Genomic DNA, 15,167 nt, shown 5'->3' with positions numbered 1-15,167 from the left:
GTGCTGAGGGGTTGAGGGGCTGGATTCACGGGAAGAGGCGGGCTTGGTGGGGGGCTGGCGCAAGGCTTTTGCCAACAGGGTTTTGGCTTCACGCTGGTGCACCTTGATCTCGTCCAGATTGGCCTGGATGTCTGTCATCTGCGCCTCCAGCAGCTGTTGCTGCTGGCCCAGCACCTGCAGAAACCGCTCCAGCTGCGCGGCGGTGTCGCGCGGGCTGTCGTACATGTCGATGATGTCTTTGGCGTCGGTCAGCGACAGGCCCAGCCGCTTGGCGCGCAGCGTGAGTTTGAGGCGTGTGCGGTCACGCCCACTGTAGATGCGGTTGCGCCCGCCGGGGCCTGTGCGCTCAGGCTGCAGCAAGCCCATGTCCTCATAAAAACGCATGGCCCGTGTGGTGAGGTCAAACTCTTTGGCCAGGTCGCTGATGCTGTAAGTCTGTGACATGAAAGGAAAAATTCGGGTGAACAAGATCTTATGACGTTGACGTAAACGTCAACTATTGGCCGGATTATGGCGCACAAACTTTGGGGGCGGGCTGACGGCGTATTCCGGCTGGAGAAGCCATCCCGTCCGGCGAAAAACGGCCTGCATTTCGATCCCATGGAGTCAGCGGATTCAACGATGAGGTGTTGAGCGAGGGAGCACCCGCGATACCCCCATTTGGGGGATGTTCAGGTCGCATACAGACAGTCACAATGCAGATAAAGCTGTGTGTCCGACTCCTCCTCAAGTGGGGGCATCCTGCACAAATCCGGGTTGTGCGGCTTACCGACTTCGTCGTTTTCAATATACCTGTATGTCGTGCCAGATATTTCGCCTAACTTATTGATTTGTATGAAAAATATCGATGACTTTTCGTGGCGTTATCTGACTTTCTGCCAAGTTATCCCGCAAAATTGCGGGATATATCAAAGTTAGGCATCTGAATTCGGACTCCGCGCATCGTTCAAAGTGATAGCCAAAACCATGACTCAACAAAGCCCAAACTACGATGCCGCCGCTCTTCCTGGGGCGACGGTCGCAGCAGTTCTGTCAACCTTTATGCCGAAGGGCCCATACGGCTACATCAGTGCAATCATTTCAATTACCCTGCTAGCAATCCTCTTCGCTTTCGAAATTCGTAGGCAACGAACATCTGCTCAAACCGTCGCATTCGCCTGCGTTGTTGGACTATCTGCGATGTTGCTCTATGGATTTGTAGCTGAATTCATCATCAGCAAAGGTACATTGACTGGAACGCAGGGGGCCGAACCAGATACCCAAGTTCCAATGAACTACTTGATGTTGTCATGGCCAATCACAGTAGCCATGGTCTGCGTGTGGGATCGTTTGGTAATTCAAGCTCAGCTTGTAAGGGCTGAGCCAGATGCCTAACCCTTTGCTCGAGCGGACCTCCACCGGGTTGGCACTTGGCCCGCGAACCGGCCAGTATCATCATCCGCTTCGCGGGCCAAGCACCAACCCGCTGGCGTCCGCTCAGCTCAAACGTTAGACCTCACGGGATACCACTGACAAAGATGTCACTTGAGAACGAAAGAACTCTATGTCCATTGAATCTCCACTCTTTCAAAGTTCAATGGAGCTGCTTGGACACGCTATAACGCACTTCAACGGCACGAGCGAGCTCGACCGGAAGCTGGTGATTCTTCATCTATCCAATTCTGTCGAGCTGCTACTCAAGGACATGATCCTTGACAGCGGAGAGTCGATCTACAAGAACCCTAAAGAAACAATCACGATCCATGGATGTATTGAACTTCTTGGGACGAAGAAAATTGCCGTACCTTTTTTGAACAAGCTGGAACTGCTTGTAGACGAGCGCAACGCGCTCCAACATAGGTTCGGTTCGCCTAACGAACTGACGGCAATTTTCTACATGAACGTTGCTCTTGAGTTCTTTCGATCCGTGCTTAAGCAGCACTACAGCCAAGATCTCGATGAACTGATCGCCCAGTTCGCAGACGAAAAGGATCTCATCGCACTCAAGATGCGTGAACCCTCAAACGACTCAGAATTGGAGAACCTCAAAAAGTTAGGAAAAGTTCACCCGCTGGGTGCGCTCCTATCAGCCATTGCCTATCTTGAAAAGACGATCCTTCAATTTGGAAGCAAGGTGGGCATAGGAGATAGATATATGTCACCTTTCCCGGTATCCGCTCGCTACCTTGAGATCAATGGCATTGAACTCTCTGCTGGCCTGCGAGACAGGCTTGAGAACACAAGGCGACTTCGCAATCAGGCTGCACATGGGCGAGCGGAGCCGACACGCGAAGACGTCGTTGTCGCGGTATCCTCAATCGAGGAACTGGAAAAGTTCTTGGCATCGCTAAACATTGACGAAACGAGAAATAAAGTTGCTATCGCTAGAAAACAGCGAGAAGCGGAACGACCGAGCTACGAAAGTAGTCGTGTGCTGTTACCTCCCGATCAATGGATGCATGAAACGCTCAAGACATTTTTGATGTCTGAGCCCGCGCTAGGCGGGCGAAAGTTCATAATTGACGTTCGAGATTCCCTCGTCTCGGTATCACACCTTCCCCACAAGCTTCCCGGCTCCGCCCGAGTCCACCAGTACACGTTTACATTGAACGAGAAGGGGGACAATATTTCGAGCGAATCGGACCGTATCAAATCAGAGATTCTGAAAGACTGCCTAATGTCTTCAGATGAACCTGTTAGTGAAACGAAGTCTGCCGCAAAGGCCCAGCGTGCGGTCTAACATCACAATCCACCGGATGCAGGCAAGCTGCGCTTGTCTGCATCCGGTGATTTCCTACGTTGACAGACTACTGTCTGGAAATTTGGAAGTCGGCTCCCTGCCTTAAGCTAGCTCCCCTCCGCTGCAACACATCCCAAATCCGTTGAAGGCGGGTAGCGGGGTTGCCGGGCGCAGAACCCATTCGCGTGGTGACATCGTCGGCAAACTACCCCGGTGGCGACACCCGAACAAGCAGCCCGCCCATGTCGTCGCCCGCGAGGGGGCCGGAGAACGGTAACCCCGCTACCCGCCTGGCGCCACGCTTACCCAAGCGCCAAACATCACCGCAAAATACTCTTCAATCAATAGCTACCAGCCCTTACCTCAAAAGGGCCAGAGGCCATTTTCATCAATAAACCAAAAAGAGCCTAAAGATTCGCCCACCTCAGTCCCACCTGAGCACAGCCTCGCTCTTGAGCAAAGCGCGCTGTGCGGCGTAGTCGGGCACCACCGCGCGCACGGTGTCCCAAAAGCGGGGGCTGTGGTCCATCACGCGCAGGTGGCTCAGTTCATGGGCCACCACATAGTCCAGCACCGACATCTTGAAGTGCACCAGCCGCCAGTTCAGGCGGATCGAACCATCCACACGCGCACTGCCCCAGCGCGTGCCCGCGTTGCTGAGCGAGAGCTTCTTCCACTGCACACCTAGCAGCGGCGCAAAGTGGTCAAGCCGCTCCTGAAAAACACGCTTGGCCTGGCGCATCAGCCAGGCTTGCACCACGTCGCGGATCTGCTCGGGTGTGGCCTGGCGTGACAGGCTGATGCACAAGACCTGGCGCGTCTGCGCGGCTTGGTCGAGCGCTGCGGCCACGTCCTCGGTCAACAGCTGGGCGCCAGCGGCGCCAAAGCGGTGTTCGGGGTCCAGCCGCAGGGTGAGGGTTTGGCCCAGAAACGGCAGCTCGGCGCCGTCCTGCCAGACGATGTGCTGGTCGGCCAGGCGGGTCTGGCGCTCGCGGCTGTCGTGCAACTTACGCAGAATCCAGCTGGCTTTGGCTTGCAAAGCGGCATCCACATCGCGCAGGGTGACCCATTTGGGGGCGCGCACCGCCAGACCATCCACGCTGACACTGAAGCCGATGCTGCGCCGCTGGCCGCGGTTGAAGGCATAGGCCACCCGGGTCTGGCCCAGCAGCACCTCGCGGTTGGCCTGGGGGTGGCTGAAGTCTGCTGCTTTTTTGGGAGCTACTGGCCCTTTTTCTACCTGGGCTGGGGGCTGATTTGGCTCAAACAAATCGAGCGTGAAACGCAGCAGCGGGTGCATGACAGAACGCGTGGAAGCGTCGGTCAAGGATAGGCCTCGGGGTCGATACGGCGCATTTCGGCCTCGATCCAGGCTTGGGCCTCACGCATCAGGGCTTTGGGGTCGCGCCCGGTGCTGTCCATCAGCGGGCCAATCGACACGCGCACCACACCGGGGTGCTTGACAAACCCCTGCTTGGGCCAGCAGCGGGCGGTGGCCACCGCAATCGGCACCACGGGCGCACCGCTCTCCACCGCCAGGCGTGTGCCGGCCGTCTGGTAGGTGCCCTCTTCACCGCGCGGCATACGCGTGCCTTCGGGGAACATCATGACCCAGGTGCCCTGGCCGAGCAGGCGTTTCCCCTGTTCGATCACATGTTTCATGGCCACGGTGCGTGACTCGCGGTTGATGTGGATCATGTCCAGGCGCGCCATGGACCAGCCAAAAAACGGGATCTTGAGCAGCTCGCGCTTGAACACAAAGGCCAGCGGGTGCGGCATGATGGTGGGCAGCCACAGGGTCTCGAGCGTGGACTGGTGTTTGGACAACAACACCGCAGCGCTGGCTTTGCCCAGAGGCAGGTTCTCGTAGCCCTGCACCTCCATACGCACCCCCAGAATCACCCGGGTGCCCCACATAACGACACGAAACCAGTTCACCGCCACCCACCAGGCCGAGGCCCGAGAAGCCACGAAAGACACCAGCACCACACCGATGGTCCAGGGAATGACCGTGATGGCCATCCACAGCAGGTGCAAAACCGAACGAATCCAGGCCATCACAAGCCTTTTTGGGCACTAGCCCTTATAGATAAAGGGCTGATAGCTATCAATTTCATATTCTTCCAACACCCACGCACAGACACGTCTAACCCCATCAGCTGGCCTCGGCTTCACGGGCCAGCAGGTGATCAACAAAGGCCGACAAATCCGCGTGCACCACGGTCTGGGCCGGAAACACATCGGGCAGGCTGCGGCCTTTGTGGACCTCACCCTTGCCGGTGAGCACCAGGTGCGGCTCACAACCCACCGCCACCGCCGCGACCAGGTCGCGCGCCGAGTCACCCACTGCGGGCACCCCTTTGAGGTGGATGCCGTAACGCTCACCCACCTGCTCAAACAGGCCCGGCGCCGGTTTGCGGCAGCTGCAGGCATCGTCGGGTGAATGGGGGCAGTAAAAGATGGCGTCAAGACGACCGCCCACGTCGGCCAGCTCCTGGTGCAACTTGGCGTGGATCTCATTGAGGTCCGACACCTCGAACAGCCCACGCCCCAGGCCCGACTGGTTGGACACCACCACCACATGCCAGCCCGCGTGGTTGAGCCGGGCAATGGCTTCGAGCGCGCCAGGCAAAGCCTGCCACTCGGCGGCCGACTTGATGTAGTCCAGGCTGTCGACGTTGATGGTGCCGTCTCGGTCCAGAATGACCAGTTTGTGGGGTGTCATGGTGTGCTTCCGCCTTGTTGGGATCAGGCCGCCAGCCGTGAGAGGTCAGCCACCTGGTTCATCGCCTGGTGCAGGGTTTTGAGCAGGCCCAGGCGGTTCAGGCGCAGGTCCAGCGCCTCGGCGTTGACCATCACGTCCTCAAAAAACGCGTCCACCGGCACACGCAAAGCGGCCAGGGTTTGCAAGGAGGTCGCGTAGTCACCTGCCTCCAGCTGGGCTTGGGCGCGTGGGGTGATGTCCTGCATGGCTGCGTAAAGCGCTTGCTCAGCAGGTTCTTGCAGCAGCAGTTCACTGACATGGGCGTCGGCCACGGCGGCGGCGTCGGCTTTTTTCAGGATGTTGCTGATGCGTTTGTTGGCGGCGGCGAGTGCCGGGGCTTCGGGCAAAGCCGCAAAAGCGCGCACGGCCGCCAGGCGCTTGGGCACCTCGCCCAGGCGCTGCGGGCGCAGGGCCAGCACCGCGTCGACTTCGAGGGCGCTGAAGCCTTGCTCACGCAAGCTGCCCGCCAGGCGGTCAAAGATGAAGTCGGTCAAGGCCACCGTGGGGTCGGCAATCTTGTCACCAAACACCGGAATAGCGGCTTCCAGCAGTTCAGCCAGGCTCAAGGGCAGGTCTTTTTCAACCAGCATGCGGATCACACCGAGCGCGTGGCGGCGCAGCGCAAACGGGTCTTTGTCACCCGTGGGCAGGTTGCCAATGCCAAACAGACCGACCAGGGTCTCCAACTTGTCGGCCAGCGCCACCACCACACCCGTCAAATTGCGGGGCAGATCGTCACCGGCAAAACGGGGTTTGTAGTGGTCTTCAATGGCTTGCGCCACCTCGGTGCTCAGGCCGTCATTGAGGGCGTAATAACCACCCATGATGCCCTGCAGCTCAGGGAACTCACCCACCATGTCGGTCAGCAAATCGGTCTTGGCCAGGCGCGCGGCGGTGTCGGCCGTTGTCACCAACTCAGCCCCGGCGCCGGTGAACACCAGCAGCTCGGCAATGGCACGCGCAATGTCGCAGACACGCCCCATGCGCTCACCCTGGGTGCCAAGTTTGTTGTGGTAGACCACCTTGTCGAGCCCGGCCACACGTGAAGCCAGGGTCTTTTTGCGGTCTTGGTCATAGAAGAACTTGGCATCGGCCAGGCGCGGGCGCACCACACGCTCGTTGCCACCCACCACCGCGCTGGCATCCTGCGGATTGATGTTGCTGACCACCAGGAACTGGTTGGTGAGCTTGCCTTGTGCATCAAGCAGCGGGAAGTACTTCTGGTTGGCCTTCATGGTCAGGATCAGGCACTCTTGTGGCACGTCCAGAAACTGCGATTCAAACTGGCACACCAGCACATGGGGGCGCTCCACGAGGGCTGTCACCTCGTCCAGCAAAGCTTCATCTTCAATAGCACTCACCCCATGCCCTACGTGGGCTGCAGCGGCTTTTAACTGTTGAACGATGTCGGCACGGCGTTCGGCAAAACTGGCGATCACCGCACCGTCCACCCGCAGGGTCTGGGCGTAGCTGTCGGCATCTTCCAGCACCACCGGCGACTTGGCAGCCTCAAAACGGTGGCCCTGGGTGCTGTTACCTGCTGTGAGGCCCAGCACCTTGACCGGCACCACGGTGTCGCCATGCAGCGCCACCAGGCCATGGGCCGGGCGCACAAAGTTGACGCTGGTCCAGCCGGGCAACTCGCAATCCGTTTCCAACTGGTAACTCATGACTTTGGGGATCGGCAGCTTGGTCAGCGCCACGTCCAGCGCCTGCTGCAGGCCGACATCGAGTGTGGCACCACTGACCTGGCTGTCATAAAACAGGGCCTCGGCTTTGCCATCCACCGCCTTGCGCAAACCAGCGACCGCAAACACCGGGTCCGACACGTCCACACCCAGGGCCTGCAACTTCTTGAGCAACGCGGGTGTGGCCAGGCCGTTGGCATCCAGCCCCACACTGACGGGCATCAGCTTTTGCTGCACCGCCTTGTCAGCCGCTTTGGCTGCCACATGGGTGATGTGGGCTGCCAGGCGGCGTGGCGAGGCAAACGGTGTCACCACCGACACGCCATTGGCCAGGCCCAGCGCGCGCAGTTGCTCAGCCAGCTGGCCGGCAAAAGCTTCACCCAATTTTTTAAGCGCCTTGGGGGGCAGTTCTTCAACAAACAGTTCAACGAGCAGGTTTCTCACAGGGCCACCTTCTGGGTCTCTTGGTTTTTATCGGTCAGCGCACTCCACATGAAGGCACGGCTCAGCTCGGCTTGGCGCGCAGCGTCGGTGACGGCATCGATGCCCTCATTGCCCAGCACCAGGGCCGCAATCTGGCTGTCGGCCATCGGGTAACCCAGGCGGGCGCGGCTGTCGCGGTAGCTCTGCGCCACGCCGCGCGCCAGGTTGCGGATGCGGCCAATGTAGGCGGCGCGTTCGGTCACGCTGATGGCACCGCGCGCGTCCAGCAGATTGAAGCTGTGCGCACATTTGAGGACTTGTTCATAAGCTGGCAAAGCCAGTTGCACGTCCATCAGGTGTTTGGCCTGTTTTTCATGCGCGGTGAAGGCTGTGAACAGGAAGTCGGCGTCGCTGTGTTCGAAGTTGTAGGTGGACTGCTCCACCTCGTTTTGTTTGTAGACGTCGCCGTAAGACAGCGTGCGACCGTCTGCCGCCGTGGTCCAGGTCAGGTTGTAGACGTTGTCCACACCTTGCAGGTACATCGCCAGGCGCTCCAGGCCGTAGGTGATTTCACCGGTGATCGGTTTGCAGTCAATGCCACCGACTTGCTGGAAGTAGGTGAACTGGGTCACTTCCATGCCGTTGAGCCAGACTTCCCAGCCCAGGCCCCAGGCGCCGAGCGTCGGGTTTTCCCAGTCGTCTTCGACAAAACGGATGTCGTTTTTCTTCAGGTCAAAGCCCAGGGCTTCGAGAGAGCCCAGGTACAGCTCGAGGATGTTGCTCGGTGCGGGTTTGAGCACCACCTGGTATTGGTAGTAGTGTTGCAGGCGGTTCGGATTCTCGCCATAACGGCCGTCTTTCGGGCGGCGGCTGGGCTGCACATAGGCCGCCTTCCAGGGCTCAGGCCCCAGGGCTCTCAAAAACGTGGCGGTGTGTGAGGTGCCGGCACCAACTTCCATGTCATAGGGCTGCAACAACGCGCAGCCCTGGGCGTCCCAGTAGGACTGCAGTTTCAAGATGATTTGCTGGAAGGTCAACATAAGTGGGTTGCGCCGGTCTGATTGGCGCTTGGAGTTTCAAACAGACACACCGCCCGGCGGTGCGCCAAACCGCAATTTTACGGGCTTCGTCTGGCCCCACCTCCCGAGCGCCGAGGGAACACGCCCGATTTAGAAACGCGCTGATCGCCAGCGCTGCCAGGCGGCGCCCAACACGATGCCCATCGCCAGCAGCCACAACGGCCACTGGCCAAAACGCGACACCCAGGCTGCGTAGGGTGTGATGCCCGAGCGCCCCTGCACCGTGCCATGCAGCGCCGCAGCGGTATGCGGGGCCAAGGCTTGCAACACCTGGCCTTGGCGGCTCACGATGGCGGTCTGCCCGGTGTTGGTGGCCAGCAAAAACGGACGGTCAAATTCGAGCGCACGGGTGCGGGCAATGTGCAGATGCTGGTCCATGGCCAGGTGTTCACCAAACCAGCCCAGGTTGCTGAGATTGACCAGGATGGTTGGCGCGGTGGATACATCCACAAACTGGGTCGCCATCTCTTCGCTGAACAGGTTTTCAAAGCAGATGCTGGTGGCCAGACGCTGCCCCTGCCAATCAAAGCTGGGCTGGGGCAAACCGCCCCGGTTGAAGTCGCCCAGCGGGATGTGCATCATGTCGATGAACCAGCGAAACATCGGCGGGATGAACTCGCCAAAAGGCACCAGGTGGTGTTTGTCGTAGCGCCAGGGCGCACCTTGACCGGGCGCAAAACCCACCACCGAGTTGGTGTAGCCGTCGGCCATCGCCCCCATGGGCAAACCCACCAGTGCCGCCTGCTGGCCGCTGGCAAAACGCTGCTGCAGCGCCTGCCAGTAGCCCTCGGGCAACTGTTGTGGCAACACCGCCAGCGCTGTTTCGGGCGTGATGATCAGTTCACTTGGGCTGGCCTGCAGTTGCTCGCCATACCATCGCAAGGCCTTGAGCACTCCGGTGGCGGGCTCAAACTTCTCTTCCTGGGCGATGTTGCCTTGCAACAAGGTGACGCTGAGCTTGCCTCGATCAAGCCCTGCAGAAGCAGGCGACACCAACGGCAAACCAGCCATCACCATGACCAGCAGGACCGTGGCCCCCTTGTGTTTGGCGCGAGCCCCACCCAACAGCGTCACCAGCACAGCGGCCATCCAGGCGGCCAGCCAGCTCACACCGTACAGGCCAACCCAGGGCAACCAGGCCTGCAAGGGCCCATCAAGCTGCGCGTAGCCCACCGCCCCCCAACCAAAGCCGGTCAACCACTGCCCCCGAGCCAATTCAGCCAGCAACCACAAGGATGCAAAAACAAGAGCACTCAGCCCTTTATTGATCAGGGCCAGATGCCAAAATAACCAGGAAACAGCGGCGTAGTACAGGGCCAAGGCCCCTGCCAGTGCAAACACCGCTAGAACAGCCAGCGGCGCGGGTAAGCCGCCGTAGGTGTGCATGGACACAAATAACCAGGCAAAGGTGAGTGACAACCAGGCCAGTGTGAACAACCAGCCACACCAAGCCGCTTCACGTGCCGTGCGACACCGTGTGAGCAAGGCCACCAACACCGCCATGGACAGCAGCTGCAGCCACCAGACCGGCTGTCCGCGTGTGATGCCCAGAATGTGGAGTGCGTCTGGCGTAGCGAGAGGCCAGGCCAGGCTGGCCGCCTGACAGGCGCCTGCGGCCAACAGCAACAACCAGCGGATCAAGGGCGTCGAACGACGCGGTGTTTCAAACAAGACCAGTCCCGCCCAAGCTCAGGCCGGATTCTGCGGCACAGGCGAGACCTTGAACCACTTCACCGCACCGCCTTTGGTGTGGAGGACGGCAAAATCCAAGCCGGACATGATGTGATGTTCACCCCTTTTGGGCACATGGCCCATCTCGTGGGCAATCAGCCCGCCGATGGTTTCAAAATCGTCTTCGGGGTCGGTGCTGTCCAGGGTCACACCAAAAGTGGCTTCCACACGTTCGATCAAGGTGTCACCACTGACGCGGTAGGTGCGGTCCGCCAAGCCGAAGATGTCACCCTCGTCATCGTCCAGGTCAAATTCGTCTTCAATCTCACCGACAATCTGTTCCAGCACATCCTCGATGGTGATCAGGCCGGCCACACGGCCAAACTCGTCGATCACGATCGCCAGGTGGTTGTGGTTGCTCTGAAAATCACGCAGCAGGTCGTTGAGTCCTTTGCTCTCGGGCACAAACACCGCCGGTCGCAACAAAGCACGGATGTTGAGCTCAGGCGCGCGCTGGAGCTTGAGCAAGTCCTTGGCCATCAGGATGCCAATGATGTTCTCGCGTTCCCCCTCAAACACCGGGAAGCGGGAATGCGCGGTATCGATCACACCGTGCATCATCACGTCATAGGGGTCCTCGATGTTGACCAACTCCATGCGGGGGGTGGGCACCATCACATCCCCTGCCGTCATCTCGGCCATGCGGATGACGCCTTCAAGCATCTTGCGCGAATCTGCGCCGATGAGCTGATTGTGTTCAGCATCCACCAAGGTCTCGATGAGCTCGGCGGTGGAGTCAGGACCGGGGTTGATGAATTCCGCGACTTTTTGCAAAAAAGTGCGGGTGTCTTCCCGTTCAGGACGGGCAGGGTAAGGGTCGGACACGGCCAAGGCGGCAGGACATGCGGTTGTTGAACAAGCCTCTAGGATACTGGATTACGCCGCCAACCCTCATGCGCCATGTCAGATCATTCGCTGGGGCTGTCTTCTTTGGCGGGGCGCCAGGCGTGCTGGAATCGCCCAATCGTGTCCCAGAACTGCTTGGCCTGGGCCTTGAGGTGGTAATTGGCCTGGGCCAAATGCTCTTCCATGATCTCGGTCACCTGGGTTTGGAAGGTCGCCGGCGTCAAACGCAGGTAGGCCTCTGACTCGGAGCCATCCCGCACCACTGTCGCCCCACCCCGGCGCGCGATTTTCAGCATGGCGGTGTTTTCACTCAGCACATGCACATACATGGCGGTCACACCTTCATTTCGGGCATGCATCACGGCGCGCTCGAACAGGCGTGCACCATAACCCCGCCCACGCACATGCTCGGACACCGACACACCAAACTCGGAAGAAGCGCTGACACGATCCGCACTCGAATACGCCAAATGCGCCATGCCAATCAACTTGAGGCGCCGGTTGTAAATGCCAAAAATTTCGTCACGCTCAAAATTGAGGCCATCCACATAAGCCTGAATCTGCGCATCCTTGGCGGTAAAACCAAAACGGAAGTACCGATCCTGGGGGCTCAAGGCCAGAAGATGTTCACCAATACGTCCGCGATGGTTCTCACCCAGCGAGCGTATCGGCACCATCAGGTCCGCCGGCCGAGCTACAACGGCTTTTTTCTCAAGATGCACCGCACCCCTGGATGGCCGAGCGCGGCTCTCGGTATCGTCGGTGGAGGTGATCGTTTCAAGCATCCCGCGAATATACGGGTTTCCACTAGTGTCTTCACACTAAATCAAAACAATGTAGCAAGACGTGGGGTGTTTCCCACACCACGACCCTCTTTGCATCCTAAACTGTGTATCCGATGGAAGCGTCCACACGAATCAGGGAAGCGTTGGCACAGGTCTCCGAGCTGCGCGGGATGGCTTTACACAACCCGGCATTGTCCCGCGCTGTGTCGGAAGTGAAGGCGATACAAGCCAGACGGTTTGCCGACACCTACCAAGACATGCTGGCGTCGCCGGTCTATTCAGGATGCGCCACTTTTTTTCTGGAAGAGTTGTACAGCGAACGTGATTACAGCCGCCGTGACGCCCAGTTTGCGAAAGTGGCAGCGGCCATCCAGCACACCTTCCCTGCGCAGGTTGTCGAGATTGCCGTCACGCTGGCCGAACTGCACCATGTGACAGAAGCACTTGATTTGGAGATGGCCCAGAGCTGGATAGATTTAGACCACCGACCAACGCCTGCAGCACGTTATCAGGCGTGTTGGCGCAGGGTGGGCCAACAGCCCAAACGCGAATGGCAACTCAACACGGTATTGGGCATCGGTAGCGAGTTAAGCGTCTTGACCCGCAAAGTGGGCTTGCGCTGGTTGTTGAAGATGATGCGCAAACCGGCCGAACTGGCAGGCCTAGGCAATTTGCAGAGCTTTCTTGAAACAGGGTTCGATCACTTCGGCAGTCTCGCCAAAGACCCTGATGCAGTGAAGACGTTCCTGGTTGCCATCCAAAAGCGTGAAAGCGAATGGATCAACGGGCTGTTTGAAGACCGCGGCGATATCTGAAACACAAAAAAAAACGCCCAGTCAACTGACTGGGCGTTTCTGGCGTTGGGAGCCTGACGATGACCTACTTTCACACGGGAATCCGCACTATCATTGGCGCAGAGGCGTTTCACTGTCCTGTTCGGGATGGGAAGGAGTGGAGCCACCTCGCTATGGTCGTCAGGCAAAACTTTTTATCTTTTTGACGTTTTTGGGGTCAAGAAGATCAATTTATAGAGCTAATCAGCTTTTGTCTTGTTAGACACCAGGTGTTGCCACCTGGATTTTGAATGCGTCAACTTGGCATAACTTCCTTGATTGCGCTGTAGGCAAATCAAAGTTATAGGGTCAAGCCGCACGAGCAATTAGTATCGGTTAGCTCAATGCATTGCTGCACTTACACACCCGACCTATCAACGTCCTGGTCTTGAACGACTCTTCAGGGGGCTCAAGGCCCCGGCAGATCTCATCTTGAAACGAGTTTCCCGCTTAGATGCTTTCAGCGGTTATCTCTTCCACACATAGCTACTCGGCAATGCCACTGGCGTGACAACCGATACACCAGAGGTGTGTCCACTCCGGTCCTCTCGTACTAGGAGCAGGCTTCCTCAAATCTGCAGCGCCCACGGAAGATAGGGACCAAACTGTCTCACGACGTTTTAAACCCAGCTCACGTACCTCTTTAAATGGCGAACAGCCATACCCTTGGGACCGGCTACAGCCCCAGGATGAGATGAGCCGACATCGAGGTGCCAAACACCGCCGTCGATATGAACTCTTGGGCGGTATCAGCCTGTTATCCCCAGAGTACCTTTTATCCGTTGAGCGATGGCCCTTCCATACAGAACCACCGGATCACTATGTCCTGCTTTCGCATCTGCTCGACTTGTCAGTCTCGCAGTTAAGCACGCTTATGCCATTGCACTATCGTCACGATGTCCGACCGTAACTAGCGTACCTTCGAACTCCTCCGTTACGCTTTGGGAGGAGACCGCCCCAGTCAAACTGCCTACCATGCACTGTCCCCGATCCCGATAAGGGACCTAGGTTAGAACCTCAAACACACCAGGGTGGTATTTCAACGTTGGCTCCATAGAATCTAGCGACCCTACTTCAAAGCCTCCCACCTATCCTACACAGATCTGTTCAAAGTCCAATACAAAGCTACAGTAAAGGTTCATGGGGTCTTTCCGTCTTTCCGCGGGGAGATTGCATCATCACAAACATTTCAACTTCGCTGAGTCTCTGGAGGAGACAGTGTGGCCATCGTTACGCCATTCGTGCAGGTCGGAACTTACCCGACAAGGAATTTCGCTACCTTAGGACCGTTATAGTTACGGCCGCCGTTTACTGGGACTTCAATCAAGAGCTCTCACCCCATCATTTAATCTTCCAGCACCGGGCAGGCGTCACACCCTATACGTCCACTTTCGTGTTTGCAGAGTGCTGTGTTTTTAATAAACAGTCGCAGCCACCGATTTTTTGCAACCTCATTGGGCTCCAGGAGTAAATCCCTTCACCTACTAAAGGCACACCTTCTTCCGAAGTTACGGTGTCAATTTGCCGAGTTCCTTCTCCAGAGTTCTCTCAAGCGCCTTAGAATACTCATCTCGCGCACCAGTGTCGGTTTGCGGTACGGTCGTGTGTAGCTGAAGCTTAGTGGCTTTTCCTGGAAGCAGGGTATCACTCACTTCGGCAGCAAGCTGCCTCGTTATCACCCCTCATCTAAGCCCGGCGGATTTACCTACCAGGCACGACTACAGGCTTGAACCAACATATCCAACAGTTGGCTGAGCTAACCTTCTCCGTCCCCACATCGCACTACACATCGGTACAGGAATATTGACCTGTTTCCCATCAACTACGCATCTCTGCCTCGCCTTAGGGGCCGACTCACTCTACGCCGATGAACGTTGCGTAGAAAACCTTGCGCTTACGGCGAGGGGGCTTTTCACCCCCTTTAACGCTACTCATGTCAGCATTCGCACTTCTGATACCTCCAGCACGCTTTACAACGCACCTTCACAGGCTTACAGAACGCTCTCCTACCACGTGCAATAAATTGCACATCCGCAGCTTCGGTAACTGGCTTAGCCCCGTTACATCTTCCGCGCAGGACGACTCGATCAGTGAGCTATTACGCTTTCTTTAAATGATGGCTGCTTCTAAGCCAACATCCTGACTGTTTTAGCCTTCCCACTTCGTTTCCCACTTAGCCAATTTTAGGGACCTTAGCTGGCGGTCTGGGTTGTTTCCCTCTTGAGTCCGGACGTTAGCACCCGGTGCTCTGTCTCCCAAGCTGTACTCGTCGGTATTCGGAGTTTGCATTGGTTTGGTA

General features: G+C 58.0%; 12 protein-coding genes and 2 rRNA genes (1 of these 14 cut by a window edge). 3 read left to right on the top strand and 11 right to left on the bottom strand.

All coding sequences use genetic code 11. The annotated features are described in order from the left end of the window. A partial coding sequence (locus tag KKO72_RS12455) for a MerR family DNA-binding transcriptional regulator (protein ID WP_214938690.1) occupies window positions 1-444 on the bottom strand: 444 nt, incomplete at its 3' end. 522 nt (window positions 445-966) lie between these two features. Here KKO72_RS12455 and KKO72_RS12450 point away from each other — a divergent pair. Beyond that, window positions 967-1,374, top strand: a complete 408-nt coding sequence (locus KKO72_RS12450) for a hypothetical protein (protein WP_214938688.1) — start codon at window positions 967-969, stop codon at window positions 1,372-1,374. 169 nt (window positions 1,375-1,543) lie between these two features. Continuing rightward, on the top strand, window positions 1,544-2,719 hold the full coding sequence (locus KKO72_RS12445; RefSeq protein ID WP_214938687.1) for a hypothetical protein: 1,176 nt from the start codon (window positions 1,544-1,546) through the stop codon (window positions 2,717-2,719). Window positions 2,720-3,143: 424 nt separating this feature from the next. On the opposite strand, the gene KKO72_RS12440 is transcribed toward KKO72_RS12445, so the two are convergent. The 8 genes from KKO72_RS12440 to KKO72_RS12405 form a co-directional block, all read right to left on the bottom strand. Beyond that, window positions 3,144-4,019, bottom strand: coding sequence for a M48 family metallopeptidase (locus KKO72_RS12440; protein WP_214938698.1), 876 nt, complete (start codon window positions 4,017-4,019; stop codon window positions 3,144-3,146). A 23-nt stretch (window positions 4,020-4,042) separates the two neighbouring features. After that, window positions 4,043-4,777, bottom strand: coding sequence for a 1-acyl-sn-glycerol-3-phosphate acyltransferase (locus KKO72_RS12435; protein ID WP_214938685.1), 735 nt, complete (start codon window positions 4,775-4,777; stop codon window positions 4,043-4,045). 97 nt (window positions 4,778-4,874) lie between these two features. Then, window positions 4,875-5,444 carry a D-glycero-beta-D-manno-heptose 1,7-bisphosphate 7-phosphatase gene (gene gmhB / locus KKO72_RS12430; protein WP_214938683.1) on the bottom strand — a complete coding sequence of 190 codons (570 nt, stop codon included), beginning with the start codon at window positions 5,442-5,444 and terminating at the stop codon, window positions 4,875-4,877. Between the two features lie 23 nt (window positions 5,445-5,467). After that, on the bottom strand, window positions 5,468-7,615 hold the full coding sequence (gene glyS, locus KKO72_RS12425; protein WP_214938681.1) for a glycine--tRNA ligase subunit beta: 2,148 nt from the start codon (window positions 7,613-7,615) through the stop codon (window positions 5,468-5,470). Then, the gene (gene glyQ, locus KKO72_RS12420; protein ID WP_251140619.1) at window positions 7,612-8,634 is read right to left on the bottom strand and encodes a glycine--tRNA ligase subunit alpha; all 1,023 of its coding nucleotides are present in this window, start codon (window positions 8,632-8,634) and stop codon (window positions 7,612-7,614) included. Before glyQ ends, glyS begins: the two co-directional genes overlap by 4 nt. Before the next feature lie 129 nt (window positions 8,635-8,763). Further along, on the bottom strand, window positions 8,764-10,344 hold the full coding sequence (gene lnt, locus KKO72_RS12415) for an apolipoprotein N-acyltransferase (protein WP_214938679.1): 1,581 nt from the start codon (window positions 10,342-10,344) through the stop codon (window positions 8,764-8,766). 18 nt (window positions 10,345-10,362) lie between these two features. Further along, entirely contained in the window at window positions 10,363-11,229 is an 867-nt protein-coding gene (locus KKO72_RS12410) for a transporter associated domain-containing protein (protein ID WP_214938677.1), read from the bottom strand. Between the two features lie 83 nt (window positions 11,230-11,312). Further along, the gene (locus KKO72_RS12405; protein ID WP_214938675.1) at window positions 11,313-12,035 is read right to left on the bottom strand and encodes a GNAT family N-acetyltransferase; all 723 of its coding nucleotides are present in this window, start codon (window positions 12,033-12,035) and stop codon (window positions 11,313-11,315) included. A 113-nt stretch (window positions 12,036-12,148) separates the two neighbouring features. Here KKO72_RS12405 and KKO72_RS12400 point away from each other — a divergent pair, with 113 nt between their 5' ends. Next, on the top strand, window positions 12,149-12,850 hold the full coding sequence (locus tag KKO72_RS12400; protein WP_214938673.1) for a hypothetical protein: 702 nt from the start codon (window positions 12,149-12,151) through the stop codon (window positions 12,848-12,850). 51 nt (window positions 12,851-12,901) lie between these two features. Here KKO72_RS12400 and rrf read toward each other — a convergent pair. Further along, a 5S ribosomal RNA gene (gene rrf, locus KKO72_RS12395) occupies window positions 12,902-13,014 on the bottom strand. 159 nt (window positions 13,015-13,173) lie between these two features. Next, window positions 13,174-15,167, bottom strand: a 23S ribosomal RNA gene (locus KKO72_RS12390) (it continues 885 nt past the right edge of the window).

The organism is Rhodoferax sp. U11-2br, from assembly GCF_018619435.1.
Lineage (GTDB): Bacteria > Pseudomonadota > Gammaproteobacteria > Burkholderiales > Burkholderiaceae_C > Rhodoferax.
Note: the sequence above shows the minus strand (reverse complement) of the source record. Positions and strands in the feature narration are given on the sequence as shown.